This is a genomic window from Pseudomonas sp. 3MA1, from assembly GCF_029237275.1.
In the GTDB taxonomy this organism is placed as follows: domain Bacteria; phylum Pseudomonadota; class Gammaproteobacteria; order Pseudomonadales; family Pseudomonadaceae; genus Aquipseudomonas; species Aquipseudomonas fluorescens_AP.
On sequence record NZ_JAACFX010000006.1, the window covers coordinates 320,225 to 345,926 of the forward strand.

The following is a 25,702-nucleotide window of genomic DNA, read 5'->3' on the forward strand; positions in this document are numbered from 1 at the left end:
GGGCTCATGGCTTGCTGGCGCGGGCGCTGCGGCGACAGCGTTCGGAACACCAGCGCACCTCATCCCAGCAACGCGCCCAGCGCTTGCGCCAGGTGAAGGGCCGGCCGCAGGCGGCACAGTCCTTGCGCGGCAGGTCGGACTTCTTCACAAGGCTTCTCCGGCGTCCAGGCGCGCCAGCAACTCCTCGCCCCGTTGCCAGATGGCTTCACGGCGCAAAGCGTCCATGCGCTGCAGGTTGCGATAGGTCAGGGCCAGCCGTGGGTTGGCGCCCAGTTGCTCCTGGTGGCGCATCAGGAACTGCCAGTACAGGGCATTGAACGGGCAGGCATCGCTGCCGGTGGCCTGGTCTACCCGGTAACGGCAGCCGCCGCAGTAGTTGGACATCCGCTGGATATAACGACCGCTGGCGCAATAGGGCTTGGAGCCCAGGTAGCCACCGTCGGCATGCATCACCATGCCCAGGGTATTGGGCAACTCGACCCAATCGAAAGCATCCAGGTAGACCGCCAGGTACCAGTCACAGATGGCCTTGGGGGCGATGCCGGCCAGCAGGGCAAAGTTGCCGGTGACCATCAGCCGCTGGATATGGTGGGCATAGCCCAGCTCCAGGGTCTGGCCGATGGCCTGGGCCATGCAGCGCATCTCGGTGGCGCCGCTCCAGTAGAACTCCGGCAGGGCCCGGGTATTGCCCAGGCCGTTGAGCTCGGCGTATTCCGGCATGCGCAGCCAGTAGATCCCGCGGACATATTCACGCCAGCCGATCAGTTGGCGGATAAAGCCCTCTGCGGCATTCAGCGCCACCCGGTTCTCGCGGTAGGCCTGCTCGACATCGGCGCAGAGCTGGCGCACATCCAGCAGGCCGATATTCAGTGCGGCGCTGATCCGCGCATGGAACAGAAAGGGCTCGCCCTCGGCCATGGCGTCCTGGTAATCGCCGAAGGCGGCCAGGGAAAAGTCGAGGAAGTGCTGCCACAACGCCTGCGCCTGCTCGTGGGTCACCGGATAGTCGAAGCGCTCCAGGTCACCGTAGTGATCGCTGAAGCGCTGGCCCACCAGCTGCAGCACTTCGCGGGTAATGGCGTCGTGGTCGAAGCGCGCCGCGAAGGGCCCGCGCAGGCCCCGGGGCAGGGCCTTGCGGTTGTCGGCGTCAAGGTTCCAGGTGCCACCGCAGGGGCGGCCATCGGGCTCCAGCAACAGGCCGCTTTGCTTGCGCATCTCGCGGTAGAAATATTCCATGCGCAACGACGTCCGCCCGGCCGCCCACTGGCGGAACGCCTCGCGCGAACACAGGAACCGCCGGTCCACATGCACGGTCAGGGGCAGTCCGGCATCGCGCAGGGCCTGCTCCAGCCGCCATTCCCCGCATTCGGTGACATGCAACTGCGTCGCGCCGAGGGCCGCCTGCCAGCGCCGCAGCTCGCCAGGAAGGCTGCCGCTGTTGTCAGGGTCGTCCAGCTTGACGTAGATCACCCGCCAGCCTTGCTCGCGCAGGCGCTCGGCAAAGTGGCGCATGGCGCTGAAGATCAGCAGGATTTTCTGCGGATGATGGCGGACATACCGCGCTTCGCTGTCGACTTCGGCCATCAGCAAGGTGTCGTGGGCCGGGTCCAGGACCTTGAGCAACTCCAGGTCGAACGACAACTGGTCGCCCAGCACCAGCCCCAGTCGGCCGCCAGGACCGGCGCTTACCATGGCAGGCGCTCGCCGTCGTAGGCAAAGAACTGGCCGCTGTCGGCCGCGCTCAGGCGGTCGATCAGCGTCAGCAGCTCCCAGGCCGCCACGCTGGCCGGACGCGCCGCCGCGGAGCCGCGAAACGGTTGCGACAATTGCGACACCACGGTGCCGGGATGCAGGCTGAGCAGGCGGGCCCCGGGCCGGGTTCGCGCCAGTTCGATGGCCGCGGTTTTAACCAGCATGTTCAGCGCGGCCTTGGAGGCGCGGTAGGCGTACCAGCCGCCGAGGCGGTTGTCACCGATGCTGCCGACCTTGGCCGACATCAGGGCCATGGCGCCCTGGGGCGCCAGCAGGGGCAGAAAGTGCCGCAGGACCAGGGCCGGGCCCACGGCATTGACCTGGAACACCGCCTTGAGCGCTGCGTCTTCAAGGGCGGCGTAGGTTTTTTCCGGCTTGATGTCGGCGCGATGCAGCAGGCCGGCGGCATGCACGATCAACTGGTAGGGCGCCTCATCCGCCAATTCGGCGGCGGCCCGGGCAATGCTGTCGGGCTGTTCAAGGTCGAGCCCGGGAAGCGTGCTGCGGGACAGGGCGCGGACCGCCGCGCAGTGCGGGTCCTCTTCGAGCCACTGGCAGAAGGCCGAACCCAGGGCGCCGCTGGCGCCAATCACCAGGGCCCGGTAGCCCGCGCCCAGGGATTGCATGTTCAAGGTAGTGCTCATTGTGTTTTACCCACCGATTGACGTGGCAGCGAGCCCGACTCCCTGCTCGCACCCTGGATATCCATGGGTAATATTTGTACATAAATTTTGATTTTGTACAGGTTATTTGCAGCATGACCTGCTAAAAATCTTCAGGCTGAAGCCGCAGTCGGCTTCGCCAAGCGAAGGAGACGGCTATGTGGGGGATGTGCCTGCTGTTGGCTCTGCTATCGGCCATGGTGCTGTTGTTGTGGCGCCGACGACGCCAGCCAAGGGGGCGGGACCGGAGGCACAGGGCCAGTGCCTGCCTGGGCGGCGAGGAGTCGTACCCGGGCGATTAGGTTGTACGTGGTCGATGGGTTGTACAGCTTTGCCCGGCGGCTGGGCTCAGGAATCGCCCGCCGGCCCGCCCATCCGAAGGACCGGCGGGTGGACGGTGCGGTCAAGCGGCCAGGCCGAGCCAGGGCAGCGCCAGGTACAGCTTGATCACGACGGCGTTGCTGATGTCGATGAAGAAGGCGCCGACCATCGGCACCACCAGGAATGCCATTGGCGACGGCCCGTAGCGCTGGGTCACCGCCTGCATGTTGGCGATGGCCGTCGGAGTCGCGCCCAGGCCGAAGCCGCAATGACCAGCCGCCAGGACGGCCGCATCATAGTTGCGGCCCATGACGCGGAAGGTGACGAAGATCGCAAACAGCGCCATCACCAGGGTCTGCACGGCCAGCAGAATCAGGATCGGCAGGGCCAGGCTGGCCAGGTCCCAGAGCCGCAGCGACATCAAGGCAATCGCCAGGAACAGCGACAGGCTGACATTGCCCAGCAGCGACACCTCCTGATCGACGACCTGGTGCCAGCCCAGCGCCGACAGGCCGTTGCGCAACACCACCCCGACGAACAGCACGCAGACGAAGGTCGGCAGTTCCAGCGCCGTGCCCTGGATCAAGCCACTGAGAAAGTTGCCGGCCTGCAGGCTGATGGCGACCAGGGCCAGAGTCTCGATGAAACTCAGCGCGGTGATCTGCCGCTCCTTGTAGGGCTGCTCATAGCCCCGGGGCCGGCGCGCTTCGGCTTGGGCAAGCCCAGGCGTCGACACCCGCTTGACTAGCAGGCGGGCGACCGGTCCGCCGATCAAGCCCCCCAGCACCAGGCCGAAGGTGGCCGAGGCCATGGCAATTTCCGGGGCCGAGGCCAGGCCATACTGCTCCTTGAACACCGCACCCCAGGCCCCGCCCGTGCCGTGACCGCCGGACAGGGTCACCGAGCCGGCCAGCAGCCCCATCAACGGATCAAGCCCCAGCGCCTTGGCCAGGCCGATGCCCATGGCGTTCTGCAGCAGCAGAAAGGCGGTCACCACCAGCAGGAAGATCGCCAGCTTGCGTCCGCCTTTTTTCAGGCTGGCAAAATCCGCGCTCAGGCCGATGGTGGCGAAGAAGGCCAGCATCAAGGGCGCCTGGAGCGAGGTGTCTATTCTGACTTCCATGTCCCCCATCCCCCGTAGCAGCAGAAGCAGCAAGGCCACCACCAGGCCGCCCGCCACCGGTTCGGGGATGTTGTAGGCCCGCAGGAAACCGACTCGGGTGACAAGGCCACGTCCCAGCAACAGCACCAATGATGCGGCCACCAGGGTTCCATAGAAGTCCAGTTGGACCATTCGCACACTCCTCAGTCTGGGATTCAGGACGCACTGCCAGCCAGTTGCGTCGGCAAAAAGGGTTGAGAAGCCTCAACCTGTTTAATCGCGGGGGTAGGGGCGGCCTCACGGGCTTGCCAGAGTCATTGGCGCGTCAGTGCCGCAAATCACCAACCAGGGCGCGGCGCCGGAACGGGGCCATGACAGGGGGCCGCCATGCTTGTGTCGTGGTGGGTTGAGTGCGGGATGCGGGGTTGCTCAAGGGGGGGATACACCCGAGTCTTTCACCAGCGTCATGACGCGCGAACTTCATCGCAGCAGGGTTAAGAACCGATTAACGCGCTGGATCAGGACTTATTGGCGGCGGTCTTTTAAGAAATGTCTTATGAAACATGGCCCTTAGGGGCAGTTCGTCCAGCCCCCAAGCGGGACGTTCAATCACCGTTGACCCTGCCCGTGGTCGAATGGTCGCCAGCCAGTTCCTGCTTCATCCGCCAAGTTATTCGGTGTTAAAGTCGCCGCCCATGAAACTGTCCCGCCCCGACCGCTCGCTGATTGCCTGGACCCTGTACTTTTGCGTCCTGTTCAATGTGTTCGCCTGCGGTTTGGGGCACGGCCAGATGATGGGCCTTGCCCTCAATGGTGTAGGCGGGCAGTTCTGCTCCACCCAGGGCAGCCAGGCGCCGGTGCAGAAGTCCGATTTCAGCGATCAGGCCGCCAGTGCCTGGGTCGGCAGTTTTTCCTGCCCGGTCTGCTCGGGAGCCGCGCTGAATCTGGTCCTGCTGTTCTGCCTGAGCTGGCTGCTGCGCATCGGCCAGGTCCGGCGCCGCTGTCTTGAACCGCGCTGCAAGGCGCCCCCACGCTACTCCTGGCCCTCGGCCAACCCTCGTGCCTCCCCGCTGATCTGAGCCCGCAGGCGGGCAGCCGCATTCGCCGCTGACCGCCGCCTGGCCTGTGTCCTTCACCTCTGTGGCCGCCGCCGGCGGCCGCTGCGTGGCTGAATCCGGGCCATTCGATCCTCATGATTGTGAGTGTGTGGCATGAACGGTTTGCAACCTGTGCCCGCGAGTCCGGGTGCTTGCCGCTGCGGGTCCGCTGCGGCCTGCGCCAGGCCAGCCGGCACAACGCCTGGCCGCGGCGTTCCTGTCCTCAGGCTCGCACATGACCCTTGTTATCCGCGCGTTTCCACGGCCACTGGGCCGAGGGCGTGTTCATGGTTATGGCTGAGATGCAAAGGAGCACGACATGGCTCGAATCATTCAAGGTTGGCGACAGCCAGCGCGGCCCGTTGCCGCCAACGCGAGTACGGGGGCGCCGCAGGCTGAGATGCGCACACTGGCGATCCCCTCTGGGGTCAGCCGCCTGCTGAGCAAGAGCCCCCGGGGACAGAACCACGGCGATTTTCTGCTGCCGTTTCCCGATTACCCGAGCAACGCCCGCAGCTTCGTGCACCTGGATGCGCGCCTGCTGCCTTACTGGCACACCTTGTTCGATGTTTGTCCGGGGCTGCTCAAGCTCGATCCGCCGGATGGCTTGAACATCTTCCGTGGCTTCATGACCTGGGCCTACCGCAATCATCCGCCGCTGAACTGGACCTATTACCTGAGCCTGTGCCGCTGGCTCCTGGGCTCACGCTACGGGGCGCGGATCAATGCCGAGCATATCGAGGCGTTCATGACCGCCGCGGCCGCGCGCTGGATCAACACTGACGACAGTCAGGCCCGTGGGCTGGTGCTGGCCTGGCGCGAATCGCCGGACTGGGTGTTCGACTGGAAGGTGGCGCCGCGTCTGGTGCCACAGGTTGATGGCGAGCCGGAGGAGTATCCGCCGGTGCCCTGGGACTTTGCCTGGTGCCCGTTGAGCGCCAAGGGCGGTTCGGGATTTCGCCGCTGGTTGCCGATTCCCTGAGCCCGCTATCGGGCCAAGGCCCCGCGGCGAAGGCCGTGGGAGCCTGGTCGCAGGGGGCTGGTCACAGGGCCGATGCCCGGTCGATGCCCGGCAGAGGCAAGGTCGGCCGGGCACCTTGGGTTACTGCGGCAGCAGCACGCTGTCGACCACGTGAATCACCCCATTGGACTGCATGACATCGGCGATGCTGATCGCCGACTTGCCGCCTTTGGCATCGATCACCCAGAGCTTGCCTTCATAGGGTTTGACGGTCAGCGCTTCGCCCTGGACGGTCTTGAGCATGACCTGGCCGCCATGCTGCTTGGCCTCGGCCATCAACTGCCCGGCGGTGTGGGTTCCGGGCACCACGTGGTAGGTCAGGATCTTGGTCAGGTCGGCCTTGTGTTCAGGCTTGACCAGGGTTTCCACGGTGCCGGCCGGCAGCTTGGCGAACGCCTCGTTGGTCGGGGCAAACACGGTGAACGGGCCTTTGCTGTTGAGGGTGTCCACCAGCCCCGCGGCCTTGACCGCCGTGACCAGGGTGGTGTGGTCCTTGGAGTTGACCGCGTTTTCCACGATGGTTTTGCTGGGGTACATCGCAGCGCCACCGACCATCACGCTATCGGCGGCGAAACCGCTGAGGGGGGCAGTAACGGAGAAGACGGCGAAGCAGACAGCGGCCAGGCGTTTGGTAAAGGTTTGCATGATGCAGCTCCTCGATTATTCGGCCCTCCTGATGAGGGTGCTGAATGTACGGTGCGCATCGGCCAACGGATGCAGCGCTGGCGAAGTTTTTCCCACAGCACAGGCTCACTCGACCCTGAACGGCCTGCCCAGCCTGCGCTGCAAGCGCAGAACAGGGCAGGGCAGGCCGCGCCTTACTTGGACATCCAGTCGATCACCGCCTGGTAATCCTCGGCGCTGCAGTCCATGCACAGGCCGCGTGGCGGCATGGCGTTGAAGCCTTCGGTCACGTGCTTGACCAGCACCGCGGAGCCTTGCGCCAGGCGCGGCTTCCAGGCCTCTTGATCGCCTTTTTTCGGCGCCATGGGCAACTGGCCGCTGTGGCAGGCGGTGCAGGCGCGATTGAACACCGCCTCCGGGTCCTGGGCGGCGTGGGCGCTGGTGAATGCGAGTAAACAGGCGGCGGCCAGTAGCGTCTTCATGATGGTCCTCATCGTGTTCTTATCATCAGGTTGTCGCGCATCGGCGCGGTCGACGCAGTGTAGGGAGGGGTTTTTTACGCACCCACTGCGACAGCCTGCCGCAGTCGCCGGCGACCAGCGCACCCTTGGCCGATCCGCGAGGAATCGAAGGCCGACCTGTGGCAGGTTGTCGCACGTCAGGCCGGCAAAGCCTGCGTGCTACATTGCCGGCCGGCGGGATGCTTTCTCTAGGCAGGGTTACATCACGTCACTGAGTGCCGGTGTTCCACGAAGAGCCCGGCACTCTTTTAGCGATTTCACGAGGCGGGCCCTACAGGCCTCGCCCCGAACGATCAGGCATTCAAGCACGGAACTTGCCCCTTCACCGGGCATCGCTGATACACCCAAACGGCAGGGACTCTTGCATGATCTATAACCGGCACCGGCGACACGCTCGGCCCAGGCTCGACCTGCTGGTGTGCCTGCTGGCCATGGTCTTGCAGGCGGTGACCTGGGCCAGCATGCCGATGCCCGTCTCGGGCTCCGGCGCCACCGATGAGTGGCTGCTGGTGTGCACCGCACAGGGCATGCAGCGGGTGTCTCTTGCCGAGTTCCAGGCCCGCGCCGGCCAGAATCAGGATCAGGATCAAGACGACAGCCAGGGGCAGGGGGCTGCCCAAGGCTGCGCCCTGTGCCCCTTTGTCGGCGGTGTGGCGCTGCAGCCGGCCTGGCCCTGGTTGTCGACAGCCAGCGTCGGCCGTGAGGTCCCTGGCGCCCCCGAAAATACCCGTCCCCCCGTCAGTAATCGCGACGACACGCCCCAGGCCAGGGCGCCGCCGGCCATCGGCTGAACGCCAGTCATCACGCCAGCCCTGAAGTTCTGGGCCTGGTGCACTTTCGTGATCACCTTTGGACGTCCTGTCATGTCTGCTATGACCCGGGTCGCGGCCGCCTTGCGCGTTGCCGAACCTTTTGCCGTGCATTCTTTTCATCACACTGGCGCCGCCCATGGCGGGCCGGGCCGGCGCCGCTGGCCACTGTCGCTGCTGACGATTGCCTGCGCGCTGGCAATCAACACCGCGCATGGACAGGCCGCGGAAGAGGCCGCGTCGCCTTTCGCCCTGGACACCACCACCGTCACCGCCACCCGTACCGCCAACAGCAGCTTTGAACTGCCGGCCTCGGTGTCCACTGTTGAGCGTCAGCAGCTGGATGAGGTCCAGGCCAATACCCTGTCCACGGCGCTGCGCACCCTGCCCAACGTGAACTACGGCGGAGGCCCCCGGGCCGCCGCGCAAAGCCCGGCGATCCGCGGCCTGCAGGGACCGCGGATCATCCTCACGGTGGATGGCGCGCGACGCAACAATGATGGCGGGGTCAACACCCCATTGCTGATCGATCCGGACCTGATCCGGCAGATCGACGTGGTCCGCGGACCGATGTCCGCCGCCTATGGCAGCGGCGGGCTGGGCGGGGTGATGGCCATCGAGACGCTCAATGCCGACGACATGCTTGACCCGGGCCAGAGCAGCGGCGGCCGGATCAAGGCCGGCTATCGCAGCGCCAACCGCGAGTCGTCGAGCAACCTGACCCTGGCCGCGCGGGGCGAGCGTGCGGACATTCTGGCCAGCGGCACCTACCGCGACTACGGCACCATTCACACCGGGGCCAGCGGCAGCGATGCCCAGTACCCCAACGACGGCCATCTGCAGAGCGGCCTGCTCAAGAGTCGTTTTTCGCCCAACGAGCTGAACCATTTCGAGCTGGGCTACCAGCGCTTTGCCGACCAGATGGTCGGCCCGACCAACCCTGGCGGCAACCTGCTGTTTCCGTTCTCGCAGAAGCTCCAGCGCGAACAGGAGCAATACAACGCCAGCTGGGCCTTCGAGGATGCCGAGCAGCGTTTGCTGGACGGCAAGCTGGCGCTGTACCAGACGCGCTTCACCCTCGACGGCGACAGCCGCTCGGTGCCACGTCAACCCACCACCGCCACCCAGACCAAGACCCAGGGTGCCAGCCTGCAGAACACCAGCCGGATCGAGGCTGGAAACGCCGGAACCCACCGTTTGACCTACGGTGTGGACGGCTACCGCGACAGCAACGAAAACGCCTCCGACGGTCAATCCAACAGCGTCCTGCCCAATGGCCACATGCGCGCCCTGGGTGGTTTTGTCCAGGATGAGCTGGCGTTTCTCGACGACTGGACCCTGATTGCCGCCCTGCGCCATGACGACTACCGCCTGACATCCCCCGGCCAGGACGACTCCAGCCACAGCCGGCTGTCGCCCAAGGTGGCGCTCAAGTATCAGCCCTGGGCATTCCTCGGGGTGTTCGTCAGCTACGGCGAGGCGTTCCGCGCGCCGACCATGACCGAGATGTTCGGCAACCTGAACACTCGCCGGGCGCTGTTCAACTTCCGCCCCAATCCCGGCCTCAAGCCGGAAACCAGCAAGACCCGCGAGGTCGGCGCCACGCTGGCGTTCGATGACCTGCTGGCCGGGGGCGACAGCCTGCGGGCCAAGGTCACCTACTTTCGCGAAGACGTCGACGACCTGATCGACCAGCAGGTGGTCGGCCGCTACGCGCGGCAGGCGCCGTTTGCCGGCACCGGGATGATCTTCCAGCGGATCAACGTGGCCCAGGCCGAGCGCCATGGCGGCGAGGCGCAACTGAGCTACCAATGGCAGCGCCTGTCCCTGGGCGCCGGCTATTCGCGGCTGCGTTCACGCAACGCCGACACCGGCGCCCAGTTGTATGCACCGCCGGACAAGTTGGTGCTCGGCGGCCAGTACCGCCTGGATGAGCACTGGTCGCTGAACTACCAGGGCCAGTACGTCTGGGCCCAGGACTACGACGCCACCGAGTTGCGGCGGCGCCAGGGCTACGTGATCCACGACATCGGCGGTGCCTTCGAGTACCGCCAGTACCGCGCCGACCTGGGGGTCAGCAACCTGTTCGACAAGGCCTACAGCACCTATCAGCAGTCCTTGGCCAACACCTTCACCTATGAAGAAGGCCGCAGCGTGAACCTCACGCTGAGCGCGCGTTTCTGACCTCGGGAGCTTCACTATGGGTTATTTGACTTCAGGCCTTGCCCTGATCGCCCTGGCCAGCCTGGCCGGGTGCGCCGCGAAAGAGCCGGTGCCCCCTGCCGAGCAGGCGGTCACCGTGGATTTCGCCCTGGTGGCCGGCGCTCAGCCGGTGAACTGCGGCCAACCCTTTGGCCCTCTGGGCCGCGACCGCCAGAGGCTGGCGCTGCACGATGCGCGCTTCTATGTACAGGACGTGGCGTTGATCGACGCGACGGGCCAGCGGGTGCCGCTGCGCCTGGATATCAATGACTGGCAGGACGCCCAGGTGGCCTTGCTCGACTTCGAAGACGGCAGCGGGCACTGCGCAGGTGGCACGCCAGGCATCAACACCCAGGTATCCGGCCGGGTACCGCCCGGGCACTACCGGGGGCTGAGCCTGACCCTGGGCGTGCCGGAGGCGTTGAACCACAGCAGCACCGAACTGCAGGGCGCGCCGCTGGACCTGGCCGCCATGGGCTGGAGCTGGCAGGCCGGGCGCAAGTTCATCAAGCTTGAGGTCGATCCTGTCGGCGGCGTGACCAAGGCCGACGGCGCCAAGGCCAGCACCTGGTACCTGCACCTGGGCGCTACTGGCTGCAGCGGCAACCCGGTGACCGGCGAAACGGTGGCGTGCCAGCGGGCCAACCGCATTCCCCTGACGCTGCCGGACTTCGACCCGGGCCGACAGCGGGTGGTCCTGGATCTGGCGGCCCTGTTTCAGGACAGCACCCTGGGCCAGGACCGGGGCGCTGCAGTGGGTTGCATGAGCGGCCCCAGCGATCCCGAGTGCGTCACGCTGTTTGCGCGCCTGGGCCTGGACTTGAACAGCGGCCTGCCACTGCAACCGGGACAGTCGCCGGCTTTTGCGGCGCGCGCCAAGCCATGAAGGGCAGGGGTGGATACCGGCTCACAGGGCTGTTGCTGAGTGTGCTGGTGGCCTGGCCGGTGGCCGCGCAGGACTGGAACTGGCAACTGCCGTCCCATGTGCCGGAACCGCGGGTGCCGGCGGACAACCCGATGTCGGCGGCCAAGGTCGAACTGGGTCGGCGGCTGTTCTATGACCCGCGACTGTCGGCCACGGGCAACCGCTCCTGCAGCTCCTGCCACCTGCAAGAGCGAGCCTTCAGCGACGGTCGCGCGCTGTCGGTGGGCGGCACCGGGGAACTGACTCACCGCAATGCCCCTGGGCTGGCCAACAGCGCCTGGAACGCCACTTATAACTGGGCGGCGCCGGCCATCGTCAGCCTGGAGCGGCAGATGGAGGTGCCGCTGTTTGGCGACGACCCGATCGAGATGGGGGTCAATGACGGCAATCGCCAACAGATCCTCGCGCGGCTGGCGGCCGATCCGCTGTACCTGCCGCTGTTCCGCCAGGCCTTTGCCGATCAGCCGCAGCCGTTGAACATGGCCTCGGTGATCCGGGCGATCTCGGCCTTCGAGCGTTCCATCGTCTCGGTGGACAGCCGTTATGACCGCTACCTGCAGGGCCGCGAGCCACTTAGCGACAGCGAGCAGCGGGGCATGGCGCTGTTCTTTGGCGAGCGCGCCGAATGCCATCACTGTCACGGCAGCTTCAATTTCAACGATCAGGTGGTGCATGCCCGCAGCCGGGTGGTGGACACCCCGTTTCACAACACCGGGCTGTACAACATCGACGGCGCCGGCGGCTTTCCCTTCCCCAATCGCGGGCTCTATGAAAGCACCGGCAAGGCCGAGGACATGGGCGCCTTTCGCGCGCCGAGCCTGCGCAACGTCGAGGTCACCGGGCCCTATATGCACGACGGCAGCCTGGCCTCTCTGGAAGCGGTGATTGACTTCTACTCCGAGGGCGGCCGCTTGATCGCCAGCGGCCCGCAGCAGGGCGATGGACGCTTGAACCCGTACAAGAGCGGGCTGATTGCGCGCATCGATTTCACCGCGCAAGAGAAGCGCGACCTGCTGGCCTTTCTCAAGGCCCTGACCGACGACTCGTTGCTCCACGACCCGCGCTGGCAAGACCCGTGGAAGCGCCGGCCTTGATCCGTTCCCCATCACCACACGCGTTCCCGCCGGGAGCAAGGAGGCTGCTCTTAAGAAAACCACCCGCTGCACCGCATTAACTCAATGGCGAATTCGCCAGACCCGGGCGCCTGCGCCCATTCAATCAAGCAAGGAGCAACACCTTATGAGCATCAAGATCGCCAAGAAGCACACCCTGCACATCGCCGGTCGCGCCGGTGCCTGCTGCGCCTCGTGCTGTGCCCCGGTAGGCGTTAACTAAAAGCCTTCCCGCCACGGGCGCCCGGCGCCCGTGGCGGGTCTTGAGCAAGGAGGTGCAAGACCATGCGTATCGGCTTCAACTACACCCTGGGAGACACCGCGCCCCTGGTGCGAAAGCTCCTGGCGGGCGGCCACATCGACTATGTCGAGCTGCTGATCGACAACTTCCTGGCCGTGCCCATCGATGAACTGGAGACAGGTTTTGCCGCGCCGGTGGGTTTTCACATCATGTTTTCCAAGTTCATTGAAAACGACACCCCGGCCCTTGAAAGCCTGGCCCGGCGCCTGCGCGAGCTGATCGAGCGCTTGCGGCCGCTGTATGTGTCCGATCACGTGGCGCGCTTCAGTCACGACGGGCGGCAGCTGTATCACCTGGCGGAGATCGACTATGTCGGCGATTACCCGCAGGTGCGCGAGCGTGTCGACTGGTGGCAGCAGCAACTGGGTTGTCAGCTGCTGCTGGAGAACTACCCGTCGATCATGGACGGTGGCCACGACGCTCCGGCCTTTCATGAGCGGCTCTATCGCGATACCGGCGCCGGGGTGCTGTTCGACGCCTCCAACGCGGTGTGTGCCCATCTCAACTGCGGCGTACCGCTGGAGGCCTGGGAGGGGGTGATTGAACACTCATCGCACTTTCATACCGCCGGCTACAACCTGTCGATCCTGCAACCGCATTTGATTCTCGACACCCACGACCAGGTGCTTTCCGAGGCCACCCTGGGGTTCTTGCAACGCTATCGCGGGCTGTTCGACGGTCCCGAGGCAACCCTGACCTACGAACGCGACGGCCGTTTCGACGAGGCCGAAATCATCGGCGACCTGCAACGGCTGCGGAGCATTTTTCCCTCCTCGCCCATGGAGCCGCGGACATGAAGACCGAGCACCCATTGCCCAGGACCGACAGCCAACTGCTGCATGCCTTGAGCGTGCCGCAACGCCAGGGCGATTACCCCCGTGATTCCCGGGCCTTTGTGCGCATCGACAGCAGCCTGCGGGTCTACTGGCACACCTTGTTCGATATCTGCCCGGGCTTGCTGCAGCTGTCGGGGCCGGACGGGCTGGCGATCTTTCGCCCGTTCATGAGCTGGGCGGCGCAGCAGCGGCTGTCGCTGAACTGGACCTATTACCTGTGGCTGGATGTCTGGCTGCAGCAATCGAGCTTTGCCCGGCACGTGACGCCGGCCTTGCGCTACCAGCTGATGGGCGCCTCGGCGGCGCGCTGGGCCACCGGTGACCGCAGCGAGGCCAACGGCATCTTCCTCGCCGCCGCGGACCTGCCGGATCTGGTCTGCGGCTGGAAAACCCAGACCCTGGAGGGCGCCAGGGACATCGAGCAGATCGAGCTGGCCGAACCCTTGCCGGCGCCGGGGGCGGCCTTTGGCTATTTCACGGTGCACAGTCGGCATCGGCAAGACGGCTTTCCCGGTTGGACCGATGTCCCGCGTTGAACAGCGGGACAGGCCCGCGCTGACGGTGCGCAGCCGGGGGTTCTGGGCCGGTTTTGCAGCCCTGGTGCTGGCCTTCGCGGTGGCGCAGATGCTGGCCCAGATCGACCTCGGCATGCTGGCGCACCAGGCCCCGGGCATGCCGGCGGCCTACGTGATGCTGGCGCGTCTGGCGCTGCTCGATCTGCTGGCCAGCATGGCCCTGGGGTCGGTGGTTTCGGTCCGGGTCGCCCGAGCGCTCCGCGAGGGGCAGCCGGGGCCGGTGATGCGTGGTGCGTTGACGCTGGCGGTAATCCTCGGGCTGCTACTGAGCCTGGTCGGCTTGCTGGCCTATCCGCCGTTGGCGGTCGGCCTCAGCGCTGACGATGCCGCACTGCGAGCCCTGCTGCTCAGCGCCATTCCCTGGTTCGCGGCGTCGGCGCCGTTGCGCCTGCTCAATGGCTGCGCGGCGTTCATCCTGCACGCCTCGCAACAGGGGCCGCTGGTGGTGCGCTGGAAACTCTGCGAGCTGCTGGCCAAGGCTGGGCTCAACCTGCTGTTCATCGAGGGCCTGGGGTTTGGCTTCGCCGGTTGCTTCATGGCATCGCTGCTGCTGCACCTGGGTTCCTGCGCCTGGGTGCTACGGCGCTTGCAGCCGCTGATGGGCCGGGGACGCTGGCTGCCCGCAGCGGACTGGGCCAGGGCGGTGCTGCGCCAGAGCGCCTGGGAAGGGCTGCGACTGCTGTCCATGCAGCTGTTGGGGCTGGTGACCCTGGTGCTGTTCGCGGCGCCGCAGATTGCCCCGGTCGATACCCAGCGTCTGGATGCCTTCGCGGCGGGAACCTTCCTGGCCTTGCTGGTATTTGCGCCGCTGGTGGCGTTGATCCGCTTTCTGGCCATGCGCTTCGCCGGGCTCGCCCAGGACGAGGTGCGCCGGCTGCTCAAGCAGCTGTTGCGCCTGGGCGTGCCGGGCATGGCGTTGCTGGGGGGACTACTGATTCTGCTCGGTCCCTGGCTGGGGCAGTGGGTGTATGCCCAGCAGGGCCGGTGGTGGAGCAGCTTTGTGCTGATGCTGGGGTTGTCGCTGCCGCTGCGTCTGGCCGGCAATGCCATGCGCGCGGCCTTGCAGAGCCTGGGGGAGTTTGTCGCCATCGCCAAGGTGGATGCGTTGCTGGGATGGGCGATTGGCTTGCCGCTCCTGGCGCTCGGGTTGCGCCTGGACCTGCCGCTGGTTGCCTACGGTTATGTGCTGGTGCCGGAAGCGCTGGCCCTGCTGTGGCTGGCCAGGCGTATTCAGTGCATCCGCGCAGCGAGCCCGCAACCTTGCGGGCTCGCTGCAGCCATGGGCGACGCCCAGGCTCAGTTGCCGACGGTGAAACCGTAGGCGCCATCACTCTTGTGGGTGTCGACCGACACCGCATGCCACTGCACCTTGTACTCGCCGGGGGCCAGTGGCTGTTGCGGGGTGACGATCAGGGTTTTTTGATCGCCCGCAGCGTTGGCAATGCTCTTGACCGCCACGTCCGTGTTCCCGGTGCTGATCTTGACCTGGGTGAACTGCGCTTCGACACCTTCGGAAAACACCAGGCGCAATTCCTTCGGCGCGCTGACGGTGGAGTCGGCGGCCGGGGTTTCGCTCTTCAGATGAGCATGGGCGAACGCCGAACCGGCGCTGGTCAGGGAAGCCAGCAGGGCCAGGGTGGTGAGGATTTTTTTCGAACCGTAGGCGGTCATGGGCGGTGCCTCTTATCAAGGGGTGGGTACAAATGCGCGACTTGACCCGGGCGACCCGCGCCCGGGCAGGGTGATTGATCAGAAGTCCAAAGTGATGCCGGTGTAGAGTGCGCGGCCGTCGCCCGGCGAGTGCAGCGAGGCCTTGGCGCCGTCCGGGTCGTACCAGACGTATTCGTAGTAGCGGTTGGTGAGGTTCTTCAACTGCAGGTCGACACTCACCGACTCAGTGACCTTGTAGGTGGCGCCAAGGTTCATCAGCACGTAACCGCCATAGGTGCCCTGGGTGTTTTCCCGCTCCAGGTAGTAGTGGGTCTGGCCGTTCATCCAGGCAGTCAGTTGCAGGGCAGGGGTCAGGTGGTAGCTGACACCGGCGTTGTACAGGTGATGGGGAATGTGGTCGATTTCCTGGCCCTGGCTGTTGGGCAGGGTGGCGCTGGGCTTGAGGATTTTCGAGTACTGCCAGGAGTACGCCAGCCACAGGTCGGTACGTTCGTCGGGGTGCAGGTTCAACTGCAGGTCGTAGCCCCAGCGCCGGGTTTCGCCGACGTTGTCCGACTCGCCGCTGGGGTCGTTGAGCCGGCGGCTGACTTCGCCGCTGGCGTCCTGGCGCCAGTAGGCGACGCGGCCATCTAGCCAGTCCGTGGGGGTGAACTTGATCCCGGTTTCCCAACCTTCGTTGATCGACGGCGCCAGGTCGGTGTCGCGGGGCGGGATCTTGTACGCCGCCGCGCCGGTGCCGACCTGAAAGGTGCGGCCCCAGTTGGCGTACAGACTGGCCACGGTCCAGGGCGAATACACCACGCTGAGCTTGGGTTGCTTGATCAGCCCGTAGTCGTTGATGTCGTAGTCCAGGCCGGTCATTTGGTTGGTGAAGTCGCCCTGGATCTTGTCGACGCGATACGCCGGCACGATCTTCAGCGACTCGAACGGCTTGATCTCGGCCTGCAGGTAAGCGCCGTAGGTGTCGAAGTCGAACTGCTGATCCCGGGTCTGGGCCAGGCGGGCGCGGTTCTGGGTGCGGTAACGCTCGCTGCGGTTCTGCTGCTGTTGCACATCCGCGCCGCCTTCCAGCGCAAAGGCATGGAGCCAGCTGACTTGCGGGCGCCAGGTCAGGGAACTGAGGGCGCCGTACTGGGTTTCGTAGGTGTCGCGCTCCTGCTGCGAGCTGGTGCGCCAGTATTGGGTCCAGCGCCGATCGTCGAAGGTGTTGACGTAGGTCTTGGCCGACCAGGCCAGGGTGTCGGCCAGATCCGTGTCCAGATGCAGGCTGAGCTGGTTCATGCGCCGCGTGCCTTTGTCCGTGGCGTTGTAGCTGTTGCTCATCGTCGGGTGCTGATGGGCATCGCTCTGGCTCAGGTAGCCCGGTTCCTGGGCCTCGGTTTCGTAGTGCCGGGCGATCAGGCCGATGCGGTAGCGGCCGTCGTCCGGTGTGTAGAACCATTTGCCGGACAGGGAGAATTTGTCCGCTTGGGCGTGGTCGCGATAGCCATCGGCCTTCTGGTAGGCGAAGAAGTAGTTCTGGGTCCAGTTGCTGCCTTCGATGCCCTTGGCCAACTGGGTTTCCTGGGTATTGAAGCTGCCGTAGCGCAGTCGTGCCTTGGTGTAGTCGCCGCCGCTGCGGGTGAGCATGTTCACATTGCCGGCGATGTTGTTCAGGCCGTAGCGGGCATCGCTGGTGCCGCGCACCACTTCGATGCTGTCCAGCTCAATGGGGAAGATCATGTCCATGAACGGCATGTTGCCGTCGTTGCTGTTGCTCGGAATCCCGTCGATCAGCAGCTTGACCGCGTTGACCTCGCCCTCGCCGTTGAAGCCGCGAAAGGAGATCTTGCCGGACGTCGTTCCCTGGTTGAACTCGGTGAGCATCACCCCCGGCGCGCGGCTGAACAGCTCCCAGCTGTAGTTGACCGGCATCTTTTCCAGGATGTCGCTGCCCAGGATGTCCACCGAACTGAGCACGCTGCGGGTACTCAAGGGGCCGCTGCCTTCGGCATCGCCGCCCTGGACGGTGACGGTGCCCAGGGTCAGGGCCGAGTTCTCGACCTTGGCCGTTTCAGCCAAGGCGGTGGACAGCGGACTCAGGGCGAGCAAGCCGCAGCTCAGCAGCGGCCACAGGGCAGGGGATGGGCACGGATTCTTTGCCCGGGGCAAAGTGACAAGAACAGGCATAGGCAACTTCCAGACAGCCAGGACTTCCCCCAGGGCCATCGCCGGCCGCACAGGCCAGAGGGGGGGGAAGGCAGATAGGGACGGTAACGGGCCGGTATTTTCCGCAGGCCTGGATCGAAAGTCTTGCCAGGGGCCACCCGGCCTGGGTGCGACAGGCTGACGCATGATGTGACCTGCTTGCAGGGTGCTGGCCTGGAGCCCGCCGATGCGGCAGTGGCCGCGCTGGATCGCGACACAGGCAGTCGCGGGTGCGGCGGACTGTCGCAGGCATGATCCCGCGCGCGCTCAGTGGTCTGGAATGGCTGCCGAGGCTCTACGTCAACATATTGGCTAAAAGTTCATTATTTTTTAACGATCGCGATCATTAGACGTAATATTGACGTAATGGCTTTTTCACCCCAGTATGCGCTCGCTGAGCAGTTGATTTTATTGATGTTTTTTTGACGCCAACATCATCGGATCGGCTCAAGCCAAGGCGCTAGAGCCTTTGGAAGACCACAGCCCCCCCAACACATGACGCTCATGGCAGCTATTGGCCATGGTGTTTTCAATGGGTGTGCTAGCTTGAATCGGCGTAGCGACGATATTTTTCTCGGGATGATCTATGTCTACTGAACGGATACTGGTTACGGGTGGCGCCGGTTTTATTGGCTCGCACTTGGTCGATGCGCTGTTGGCCAAAGGCTATGCCGTTCATGTGCTGGATGATCTGTCCACTGGCAAGACCAGCAATCTGCCGCTGACCCATCAGGGCCTGCAACTCACGGTCGGTGATGTCGCCGATGCCACGCTCCTGGCCACGGCCATGCAAGGCTGTGACGCGGTGGTGCACCTGGCGGCGGTGGCTTCGGTGCAGGCCTCGGTCGAAGACCCGGTGCGCACCCACCAGAGCAACTTCATCGGCACCCTGCGGGTCTGCGAGGCCATGGTCGCGGCGGGTATCCGCCGGGTGGTGTTCGCTTCCAGCGCCGCGGTCTATGGCAATAACGGCGAGGGCACCGCGATCGATGAACAAACGCCCAAGTCGCCCCTCACGCCCTACGCATCTGACAAGCTCGCCAGCGAGTACTACCTGGATTTCTACCGTCGCCAGCATGGCCTGGAGCCGGTAATCCTGCGCTTTTTCAATATTTTCGGTCCGCGCCAGGACCCTTCCTCGCCGTATTCCGGGGTGATCAGCATCTTCAGCGAACGGGCCAGGAGCCAGCGGCCGATCACCCTGTTCGGCGATGGCGGGCAGACCCGGGATTTTGTCTATGTCGCCGACCTGGTGAAGATCCTGATCCAGGGCCTTGAGCAACCTGCACCGGCGATCGATGCCACCAACGTCGGCCTGGGTGGCGTGACCAGCCTCAACGACCTGATCGCGACCCTGCAACAGATCAGCGGCCAGCCGCTGCAGGTGAATCATGCCGCGGCGCGACCCGGTGATATCCGCCATTCGAAGGCCGACAACCGACGTTTGCGCGAGCGCTTCGTCCTGGGGACGCCGACCCGTCTCGGGGAGGGCCTGGCCCAGCTGTACCGCAGTCTCTAGCTTCCTGGCCTTGAGCGTTCCGGCGAGCCGGAGCTCGACAGCCTGATGGTGTGCCGATTGATCTACTGAAGAGTGAGTTATGGACATCGAGTTTCGCAGGGGGCGTGTCTTCAACATGGTTCGGCGCCTGTTTACCGCATTGGCCTTGTGTGTAACCCCTTCGCTGGTACAGGCCGCGCCGCCGGCGCCGGCCAGCGTCGGCTTCTGGTACGCCGAACGACCTCCGCTGGAGGAACTGGCGCAGTTCGAGTGGGCGGTGGTCGAGCCCGGTCATATGAGCACCGCGGATGTCGCCACCTTGCGCAAGCTGGGCAGCCAGCCGTTCGCCTACCTGTCGGTGGGCGAGTTCGACGGCGACCGCGCGGCACTCGACAAACAGGCCCTGACCCAGGGCGCCAGCGCGATCCGCAACAAGGCCTGGGACAGCCAGGTGATGGACATCGCCACCCCGGCCTGGCGCGAACATCTGTTCAAGCGCGCCAAGGCCTTGCAGGAGCAGGGCTATGCCGGTCTGTTCCTCGATACCCTGGACAGTTTCCAGTTGCTCCCCGAAGCCCAGCGCGAAGCGCAACGCCACGCCCTGGCGTCGTTCCTGCGGGAACTGCACAGCCGCTTGCCCAACCTGAAACTGTTTTTCAACCGCGGTTTCGAGGTCTTGGGCGAACTCGACGGCGTCGCCTCGGCGGTGGCCGTGGAATCGATCCATGCCGGCTGGGATGCCGCGGCCAAGCGTTATCGGCCGGTTTCCGAGGCCGACCGCAACTGGCTCGAAGGTGAACTCAAGCCACTGCGGGCAAAAAACATTCCCTTGGTGGCCATCGACTACTTGCCGCCCAGCCGCCGCGAAGAAGCGCGCAAGCTGGCGCGCCAACTGAGTCAGGAAGGCTTTATCCCGGTGGTCACCACCCCGGACCTCAACTCGATCGGCCTGAGCACCGTGGAAGTGCAGCCGCGGCGCATCGCCATGCTCTATGACCCGCGTGAAGGCGAACTCTACGATCACGCCGGGCACCGCATGCTCGGCGGCCTGCTGGAATACCTGGGCTACCGCGTGGACTACCTGCCGGCCGATGACAGCCTGCCGTCCTACAGCTTTGCCGGCTTGTACGCCGGAGTGGTGCTGTGGATGACCAGCGGCCCGCCCCAGGACAGCCGTGCTTTCAGCCGCTGGATCGGCCAGCGCCTGGACGAACAGGTGCCGCTGGCCATCATGGCCGGCCTGCCGATCGAAGACCGCGCGCTGCTCAAGCGCCTGGGGCTGGGCCTGGCGGCGCCTGGAGCACGCGGCGCCCTGCAGATCCTGAGTCAGGACAAGAGCCTGATCGGTGGCTTCGAAGCACCGGTGGTGGCGCGGACCCGCGAACTGACCCGGGTCACGCTGTTGCCCGACGGGCCGAAACCGGCCTTGCTGCTGGGGGACGACAAGGGCGGCAAGTACGCGCCCGTGGTCATCGGTGCCTGGGGCGGCATGGCCCTGGCGCCTTATGTGGTGGAAGCCAATGTCGAGCGCAGCCGCTGGATTCTCGACCCGTTCGCCTTTATCCAGAAGGCCCTGCGCCTGCCGGCGCAACCGCGCCCGGACACCACCACCGAGAACGGCCGGCGGATCGCCACGGTGCACATCGACGGCGACGGCTTTCCGTCCCACGCCGAAGTGCGCGGCACTCCGTATTCCGGGCGTCAGGTGCTGGACGACTACATCCGGCCCAACCCGTACCTGACCTCGGTGTCGATCATCGAAGGGGAGATCGGGCCCAAGGGCATGTCGCCGTTCCTCGCCCCGGAACTGGAGCCGATTGCCCGGGAGATCTTTGCCGATCCCAAGGTCGAGGTGGCCACCCACACCTACAGCCACCCGTTCTACATGCAGCCGGACAAGGCCAAGAAGGACGAGGACTTCCATGCCGAATACGGCCTGCGCCTGAACATTCCGGGGTACAACACCCTGGACTACAAGCGTGAGATCTACGGCTCGCGGGACTACATCAACAGCCGCCTGACCACCGCGCAGAAGCCGGTGAAGCTGATCTTCTGGCCGGGGGACGCGCTGCCCAGCGCTGACACCATCAAGATGGCCTACGCCGCCGGGCTGAAGAACGTCAACGGCGGGCAGACCATCCTGACCAAGGCCAACTCGTCGCTGACCGGCCTGTATCCCTTGCTGCGGCCCACCGAAGGCGGCCTGCAATACTACGCGCCGGTGATCAACGAGAACATGTACACCAACCTCTGGAAGGGCCCGTATTACGGTTTCCGCGACGTGATCGACACCTTCGAGCTGACCGACAGCCCGCGGCGTCTGCGCGGCATTCACCTGTACTACCACTTCTATTCGGGCACCAAGCAGGCCTCGATCAAGGCCATGACCGAGATCTACCAGTTCATGCGCGGCCAGCAGCCGCTGTCCTTGTGGATGAGCGACTATCTGGACCGGGTCCACGGCCTGTACCAGGCCAGTCTGGCGCGTACCGTCGACGGCGACTGGCAGGTGCGCGGCCTGGATGGTTTGCGCACCCTGCGCCTGGACCCGGCGCTCGGCTGGCCGGATCTCGGCCGCTCCCGGGGCGTGGCCGGGGTCCGCGATCTGCCCCAGGGGCGCTATGTGGCCTTGAGCAGCGATCAACCGTTGCTGGCCCTGCGTCCCGAGCGTGACCCGCGTCCGGCCCTGGAACTGGCGAACATCCCTCTGCGCGACTGGCGTTATGTGAATGACCGGCAGGTGACGTTCTCGTTCGCGGGTCAATTCAACCTGGAGTTCTCGGTGCGTTCGGCCAGTGCCTGTCGGGTCGAAGTCCAGGGGCAACGCTACGCCGGCAAGTCGGAACAGGGCCTGTGGCATTTCCAACTTCCTTTGAAGCAGGTGAGTGATGGCCAACTCTTCTGCAACTAACAAGGCCCCGCGGGCGCGGCTGCTCAATCCCTGGGCCTTGCTGCTGGTGGCGATTGCCGTCGGCGTGCTGCTGTGGGCGACCTATCGCAACGAAGACGCCTTCCGGCCCAAGGGTGGCCAACCGGACGAGGTGTCCGCCAGCTATGCCGAAGTGCTGCTGGCCGCCCACCCGGAAAACAGCGAGTTGCGCACCCAGCTGCTGGATCTGCTGATTCAGCTGGGCGACTACCCCAAGGCCGAGAAACACCTGGCCGAGTGGCCGCAACCCGACCCGGCGCTCAAGGCCTACTACCGTCTGCAGCTCGATGCCCTGGCGCTGAACAACAGCACCGACAGCGCCGCGCTGCAGGCCCTGGCCGAGCGTTTCAAGGCCTTCGATTACCGCTCCTTGCCCAGCCCGCAGCTGGAGCGCCTGGCTTCCCTGGCCTTGGCGGCCCAGGCGCCGGGGCTGGCGGCGGATGCCTACGCCGAGCTGGCGCGTCGCGATCCCAAGCAGGCTCAACACTGGCTGCCCGAAGCGGCGCGCTGGTATCAGGCCAGCGAACAGCCGGGGCGCGCCGCCGACCTTTATGTGCAACTGCTCGATGCCGGCCAGACCCCTGAAGTGCGTCGCCAGCTCCTGCAGCAAGCCTTCACCACCCTGGTGGCGGCGGATCGTGGCGATCAGGCCGCCGAGCTGCTGGCCCACGAGCTGGCGGCGCAGCCGCAAGCCGAATTCGATGCCGGGCTGCTGGACCGGGGCGTTGATGTGGCGATTGCCCACAACCGCTCGGACCTGGCCGAGCAGTTCTTCAGCGCCTGGCGCAAGTTGCAGCCCGACAGCCCGGAGGTCCTGGCCAAGGAGTTCAAGCAGCGTTTGGCCTTCGGCGACCTGAACGGCGCCCATGCGGTGGGCGTGCAACTGCTGGAACTGCGCCCGGAGGATCCGGCGCTGCTGGAGCAGATGGCCCATCTCGCCGAGTGGCAGGGCGATTCGGCCTCGGCGCTGGGCTACTGGATCAGCCTGAGCAAGCTGCGTCACGACCCGGCGCAGTTCGAACACACCTGGCGCCTGGCGATGCAGACCTACGACTTCGACCGCGGCATTCCGCTGCTGGCCGGGATCATGGACACCCGCGCCCTGAGCAATGTCGAGCTCGACGCCCTGGTGTACGCCGAAGAATCCCGCGGCACCCCCGAGCAGGCGGAAGTCTGGCTGCGCCGCTACGTCGCCAAGTACCCCAAGCACCGGCTGGCCTGGGTGCGCCTGTTGCAGAACCTGGAAAACACCGAGCAATACCCGGAGCGTCTGGCGGTGTGGACCAATTTCGCCAAGCGTTACCCGCTGACCAGCACCGAGCGGGTGGACTGGGCCAACAACTACCTCAAGCTGTTTGACAGCCAGTCGGCGTGGAAGGTGATCACCGCGGTCGATGGCAACAAGATCGACGACCTCAACTACTGGCAGTCCCGCGCCGCCCTGGCCTGGGATCTGGAACTGGACGATGAGCTGCAGCTGGCCCTAGAGAAGATGCTGGCGATCAAGGGCTCGCTCAACAGCGGTGACGAGAGTCAGCTGATTGCCCTGTATCGTACCCGCGACCCGCGCAAGGCTTTGCAGTTGACCGTCGACAGTTGGCGCCAGGGCCACGATCCGCAGCGCCTGGTCGCCGCCTTGCAACTGGCCCAGGAACTTCAGGACTGGCCGCTGGTGGGCGATCTGCTCAAGGAGGCCGAGCAGTACCCGGATGCCTCCGATCAGTCCCAGGTGCTGGCCGCGCGCGGCGCCCTGGCGGTGCAACAGGGCAACAGCGACGAGGCGTTGCGCCTGTATCGCCTGGGCTTGAGCCGGTTCCCGGATGACAACACCTTCCGCGAACGCCTGTTGTGGCTGTATGTCGACCTGGGCCGCAGTGCCGAGATCAAGCCGCTGTTGCAGCAATGGCGCGCCCTGGCCCGCAGTGACAGCACGCTGTGGCTGCCATTCGCCGCCGCCAGCCAGCTGGTGGGGCGCAATACCGAGGCCCTGGCCTGGTATCGCCTGTACCTGCAAGGCAATTCGCAGGACTGGATGGTCCAGGCTGCCTATGCCGATGCCCTGGAAAGCGCGGGTTATGCCGACTCGGCCCAGCGCCTGCGGCTCAAGCTCGATCGCCAGGTGACCGCGGAGCAGGTCCGCGCCACGCCTCAGGGCTATGCCACCTGGCTGCGCCTGCTGGCCAGCAGCTACTCGTCGCGCAAGGCACAGAACCAGGCCATGCAATGGCAAGACGGTTCCAAACCGATGCTGCAGCTGTGGTTCGATCAATTCCTCGCGCGCCTGGATGACCTCAATCAGTCGGCGCAGAAGGACGAGTGGCTGGCCTGGGCCCGCAGCCGGGGCCTGAAGATCAGCAGCTACGAACAGATCCAGGAAGCCTTGCGCGGCAGTAACCGCCAGGCCCTGGAGCGTCTGGTGGCCGGCGGCAGCCTGGATCCGGCGCAGCAGGTCGAAGCCCTGAACAGCCTCGGGCGCGGCGGTGAAGCCTTGGCCACCGGCCTGTCGGCGCTGGGTGACGACCAGCCGCCAGCGATCCGCGAGCAGTTGCGCCGGCAGGCCATCGAGATGACCGAGCGCACGCCCCAGGGCGTGCAACTGGCCTGGGAGCGCCAGGACTACGGCGGACTGGTGTTCAACGGCCCGCGGCTGACCGCCGCCCGTTACCTCAACGACAACTGGTACGCCAAGCTGGTGCTGGAGCAGGGCCAATACAGCGGCGATACCCTGGACTCGGGGCGCTTGGGCACTGAAACCAATACTGAGCTGACCCTGCAGCGTCAGGTGGAGAACGGCAATTACAAGCTGATCCTCGACAGCAGCCTGCGCAAGGACGATGACCGCAACGGCCTGGGCATCAGTCGTACCTGGCAGGTGGACAGCGGCAACGAACTGGACGCCGGCGCCGACTGGCACCGCAAGAACGAAGACAGCGGACTGATGCGTGCCTTCGGCCAGCAGGATGATCTCTGGGTCGGCGGCCGGCATCGCTACTCGGCCCGCGACCAGCTGTCCTGGAACCTGGCCCAGCGCTGGTTCTCGACCCGCAGCGGCGACGACCTGGGCAGCGGTCAGGCGCTGAAGATCGAGTTCGACCACACCCTGCAGTTCGAAGGTCCGAACTGGGAACTGCGCAGCGGCATCGACTACCAGCAGAACAGCCTGAACAACCGCTCGCTGCCCAACCTGGCCAATACCCTGGGCGGGGGCATCGATCTGGCCGGCATCCAGCTCGACGACCCGAGCCAGATCAACAGCCAGACCCTGCTGCAGAAGCGCTATGGCCAGCTGTTCTTCGGCAGTGCCTGGCGCCGCGGCTTCCCGGGGGCGCTGAACCGCACGCGCGGGCAGTACACCTGGCTGGTGGACGTCAGCTCCGGCTGGCAGTGGACCGACAACACCATCAACTACGCCATCAGTACCGGTATCGGCACCGAGGTGCTAGGGGATGACGAATTGGCAGTGACCTTCGGTTACCAGTCGGCGCCACAAGGCGGAACCGGCAAATCCGGCGGCACTGCAGGTGTCAGCTACAGCGTGCGTTTTGGACGCTGATCAT

Annotated in this window: 21 protein-coding genes; 13 read left to right on the top strand and 8 right to left on the bottom strand. The window is 65.5% G+C overall.

Annotated features, from left to right (window positions below; genetic code table 11):
• Positions 1-4: 4 nt before the first annotated feature.
• The 4 genes from GWQ44_RS18715 to gltS all read right to left on the bottom strand — a co-directional run bounded on the left by GWQ44_RS18715 (position 5) and on the right by gltS (position 4,029).
• On the bottom strand, positions 5-148 hold the full coding sequence (locus GWQ44_RS18715) for a DUF2256 domain-containing protein (protein WP_016964061.1): 144 nt from the start codon (positions 146-148) through the stop codon (positions 5-7).
• Entirely contained in the window at positions 145-1,692 is a 1,548-nt protein-coding gene (locus GWQ44_RS18720; RefSeq protein ID WP_275928008.1) for a cryptochrome/photolyase family protein, read from the bottom strand. Before GWQ44_RS18720 ends, GWQ44_RS18715 begins: the two co-directional genes overlap by 4 nt.
• Complete coding sequence (locus tag GWQ44_RS18725; RefSeq protein ID WP_275928009.1) at positions 1,686-2,396, bottom strand: SDR family oxidoreductase; 711 nt, start codon at positions 2,394-2,396, stop codon at positions 1,686-1,688. The genes GWQ44_RS18720 and GWQ44_RS18725 overlap by 7 nt, the downstream gene beginning before the upstream one ends.
• Before the next feature lie 421 nt (positions 2,397-2,817).
• The gene (gene gltS, locus GWQ44_RS18730; RefSeq protein ID WP_275928010.1) at positions 2,818-4,029 is read right to left on the bottom strand and encodes a sodium/glutamate symporter; all 1,212 of its coding nucleotides are present in this window, start codon (positions 4,027-4,029) and stop codon (positions 2,818-2,820) included.
• Positions 4,030-4,532: 503 nt separating this feature from the next.
• Here gltS and GWQ44_RS18735 point away from each other — a divergent pair.
• Positions 4,533-4,916: a DUF2946 domain-containing protein gene (locus tag GWQ44_RS18735; RefSeq protein WP_042940846.1), complete on the top strand. Its 384-nt coding sequence runs from the start codon at positions 4,533-4,535 to the stop codon at positions 4,914-4,916.
• Between the two features lie 418 nt (positions 4,917-5,334).
• The gene (locus GWQ44_RS18740; RefSeq protein ID WP_275928011.1) at positions 5,335-5,916 is read left to right on the top strand and encodes a putative natural product biosynthesis protein; all 582 of its coding nucleotides are present in this window, start codon (positions 5,335-5,337) and stop codon (positions 5,914-5,916) included.
• A 120-nt stretch (positions 5,917-6,036) separates the two neighbouring features.
• Here the strand turns inward: GWQ44_RS18740 and GWQ44_RS18745 are convergent, their stop codons facing one another.
• A complete protein-coding gene (locus GWQ44_RS18745; protein WP_275928012.1) occupies positions 6,037-6,600 on the bottom strand; it encodes a fasciclin domain-containing protein in 564 nt (187 codons plus the stop codon).
• Positions 6,601-6,773: 173 nt separating this feature from the next.
• A complete protein-coding gene (locus tag GWQ44_RS18750) occupies positions 6,774-7,061 on the bottom strand; it encodes a c-type cytochrome (RefSeq protein WP_047304380.1) in 288 nt (95 codons plus the stop codon).
• 404 nt (positions 7,062-7,465) lie between these two features.
• Between GWQ44_RS18750 and GWQ44_RS18755 the strand changes: the two genes are divergently transcribed.
• The 8 genes from GWQ44_RS18755 to mbnM all read left to right on the top strand — a co-directional run bounded on the left by GWQ44_RS18755 (position 7,466) and on the right by mbnM (position 15,181).
• On the top strand, positions 7,466-7,891 hold the full coding sequence (locus tag GWQ44_RS18755; protein WP_275928013.1) for a DUF2946 family protein: 426 nt from the start codon (positions 7,466-7,468) through the stop codon (positions 7,889-7,891).
• 72 nt (positions 7,892-7,963) lie between these two features.
• Positions 7,964-10,093: a TonB-dependent hemoglobin/transferrin/lactoferrin family receptor gene (locus tag GWQ44_RS18760; protein WP_275928014.1), complete on the top strand. Its 2,130-nt coding sequence runs from the start codon at positions 7,964-7,966 to the stop codon at positions 10,091-10,093.
• Between the two features lie 16 nt (positions 10,094-10,109).
• Positions 10,110-10,997, top strand: a complete 888-nt coding sequence (locus GWQ44_RS18765) for an MbnP family copper-binding protein (protein ID WP_275928015.1) — start codon at positions 10,110-10,112, stop codon at positions 10,995-10,997.
• Complete coding sequence (locus tag GWQ44_RS18770) at positions 10,994-12,130, top strand: methanobactin export MATE transporter MbnM (protein WP_275928016.1); 1,137 nt, start codon at positions 10,994-10,996, stop codon at positions 12,128-12,130. Before GWQ44_RS18765 ends, GWQ44_RS18770 begins: the two co-directional genes overlap by 4 nt.
• A gap of 145 nt (positions 12,131-12,275) precedes the next feature.
• Positions 12,276-12,371, top strand: coding sequence for a methanobactin (gene mbnA, locus GWQ44_RS18775; protein WP_016963189.1), 96 nt, complete (start codon positions 12,276-12,278; stop codon positions 12,369-12,371).
• A gap of 62 nt (positions 12,372-12,433) precedes the next feature.
• Positions 12,434-13,246: a methanobactin biosynthesis protein MbnB gene (gene mbnB / locus GWQ44_RS18780; RefSeq protein ID WP_275928017.1), complete on the top strand. Its 813-nt coding sequence runs from the start codon at positions 12,434-12,436 to the stop codon at positions 13,244-13,246.
• Positions 13,243-13,821, top strand: coding sequence for a methanobactin biosynthesis protein MbnC (gene mbnC, locus GWQ44_RS18785; RefSeq protein WP_275928018.1), 579 nt, complete (start codon positions 13,243-13,245; stop codon positions 13,819-13,821). The genes mbnB and mbnC overlap by 4 nt, the downstream gene beginning before the upstream one ends.
• On the top strand, positions 13,808-15,181 hold the full coding sequence (gene mbnM / locus GWQ44_RS18790; protein WP_275928019.1) for a hypothetical protein: 1,374 nt from the start codon (positions 13,808-13,810) through the stop codon (positions 15,179-15,181). The genes mbnC and mbnM overlap by 14 nt, the downstream gene beginning before the upstream one ends.
• Here the strand turns inward: mbnM and copC are convergent.
• Together copC and GWQ44_RS18800 are read right to left on the bottom strand one after the other, a co-directional pair.
• Positions 15,157-15,531: a copper homeostasis periplasmic binding protein CopC gene (gene copC, locus GWQ44_RS18795; RefSeq protein WP_275928020.1), complete on the bottom strand. Its 375-nt coding sequence runs from the start codon at positions 15,529-15,531 to the stop codon at positions 15,157-15,159. The genes mbnM and copC overlap by 25 nt on opposite strands.
• Positions 15,532-15,609: 78 nt before the next feature.
• On the bottom strand, positions 15,610-17,700 hold the full coding sequence (locus GWQ44_RS18800; RefSeq protein WP_275928021.1) for a TonB-dependent receptor: 2,091 nt from the start codon (positions 17,698-17,700) through the stop codon (positions 15,610-15,612).
• Positions 17,701-18,304: 604 nt separating this feature from the next.
• Between GWQ44_RS18800 and GWQ44_RS18805 the strand changes: the two genes are divergently transcribed.
• The 3 genes from GWQ44_RS18805 to GWQ44_RS18815 all read left to right on the top strand — a co-directional run bounded on the left by GWQ44_RS18805 (position 18,305) and on the right by GWQ44_RS18815 (position 25,698).
• The gene (locus GWQ44_RS18805) at positions 18,305-19,237 is read left to right on the top strand and encodes an NAD-dependent epimerase/dehydratase family protein (RefSeq protein ID WP_275928022.1); all 933 of its coding nucleotides are present in this window, start codon (positions 18,305-18,307) and stop codon (positions 19,235-19,237) included.
• A 79-nt stretch (positions 19,238-19,316) separates the two neighbouring features.
• Entirely contained in the window at positions 19,317-22,127 is a 2,811-nt protein-coding gene (locus tag GWQ44_RS18810) for a bifunctional glycoside hydrolase 114/ polysaccharide deacetylase family protein (protein ID WP_275928023.1), read from the top strand.
• Positions 22,105-25,698 carry a tetratricopeptide repeat protein gene (locus tag GWQ44_RS18815; protein WP_275928024.1) on the top strand — a complete coding sequence of 1,198 codons (3,594 nt, stop codon included), beginning with the start codon at positions 22,105-22,107 and terminating at the stop codon, positions 25,696-25,698. The genes GWQ44_RS18810 and GWQ44_RS18815 overlap by 23 nt, the downstream gene beginning before the upstream one ends.
• Positions 25,699-25,702 lie beyond the last annotated feature (4 nt).

Bases quoted from the DNA above. Each gene is read 5' to 3' on its own strand.
- GWQ44_RS18810 (WP_275928023.1), top strand. From the start codon at position 19,317: ATGGACATCGAGTTTCGCAGGGGGCGTGTCTTCAACATGGTTCGGCGC.
- GWQ44_RS18725 (WP_275928009.1), bottom strand. From the start codon at position 2,396: ATGAGCACTACCTTGAACATGCAATCCCTGGGCGCGGGCTACCGGGCC.
- GWQ44_RS18750 (WP_047304380.1), bottom strand. From the start codon at position 7,061: ATGAAGACGCTACTGGCCGCCGCCTGTTTACTCGCATTCACCAGCGCC.
- GWQ44_RS18805 (WP_275928022.1), top strand. From the start codon at position 18,305: ATGTCTACTGAACGGATACTGGTTACGGGTGGCGCCGGTTTTATTGGC.
- GWQ44_RS18800 (WP_275928021.1), bottom strand. From the start codon at position 17,700: ATGCCTGTTCTTGTCACTTTGCCCCGGGCAAAGAATCCGTGCCCATCC.
- GWQ44_RS18720 (WP_275928008.1), bottom strand. From the start codon at position 1,692: ATGGTAAGCGCCGGTCCTGGCGGCCGACTGGGGCTGGTGCTGGGCGAC.
- GWQ44_RS18740 (WP_275928011.1), top strand. From the start codon at position 5,335: ATGCGCACACTGGCGATCCCCTCTGGGGTCAGCCGCCTGCTGAGCAAG.
- mbnC (WP_275928018.1), top strand. From the start codon at position 13,243: ATGAAGACCGAGCACCCATTGCCCAGGACCGACAGCCAACTGCTGCAT.
- mbnM (WP_275928019.1), top strand. From the start codon at position 13,808: ATGTCCCGCGTTGAACAGCGGGACAGGCCCGCGCTGACGGTGCGCAGC.
- GWQ44_RS18745 (WP_275928012.1), bottom strand. From the start codon at position 6,600: ATGCAAACCTTTACCAAACGCCTGGCCGCTGTCTGCTTCGCCGTCTTC.
- mbnB (WP_275928017.1), top strand. From the start codon at position 12,434: ATGCGTATCGGCTTCAACTACACCCTGGGAGACACCGCGCCCCTGGTG.
- GWQ44_RS18755 (WP_275928013.1), top strand. From the start codon at position 7,466: ATGATCTATAACCGGCACCGGCGACACGCTCGGCCCAGGCTCGACCTG.
- GWQ44_RS18815 (WP_275928024.1), top strand. From the start codon at position 22,105: ATGGCCAACTCTTCTGCAACTAACAAGGCCCCGCGGGCGCGGCTGCTC.
- copC (WP_275928020.1), bottom strand. From the start codon at position 15,531: ATGACCGCCTACGGTTCGAAAAAAATCCTCACCACCCTGGCCCTGCTG.
- GWQ44_RS18770 (WP_275928016.1), top strand. From the start codon at position 10,994: ATGAAGGGCAGGGGTGGATACCGGCTCACAGGGCTGTTGCTGAGTGTG.
- mbnA (WP_016963189.1), top strand. From the start codon at position 12,276: ATGAGCATCAAGATCGCCAAGAAGCACACCCTGCACATCGCCGGTCGC.
- GWQ44_RS18735 (WP_042940846.1), top strand. From the start codon at position 4,533: ATGAAACTGTCCCGCCCCGACCGCTCGCTGATTGCCTGGACCCTGTAC.
- GWQ44_RS18765 (WP_275928015.1), top strand. From the start codon at position 10,110: ATGGGTTATTTGACTTCAGGCCTTGCCCTGATCGCCCTGGCCAGCCTG.
- gltS (WP_275928010.1), bottom strand. From the start codon at position 4,029: ATGGTCCAACTGGACTTCTATGGAACCCTGGTGGCCGCATCATTGGTG.
- GWQ44_RS18760 (WP_275928014.1), top strand. From the start codon at position 7,964: ATGTCTGCTATGACCCGGGTCGCGGCCGCCTTGCGCGTTGCCGAACCT.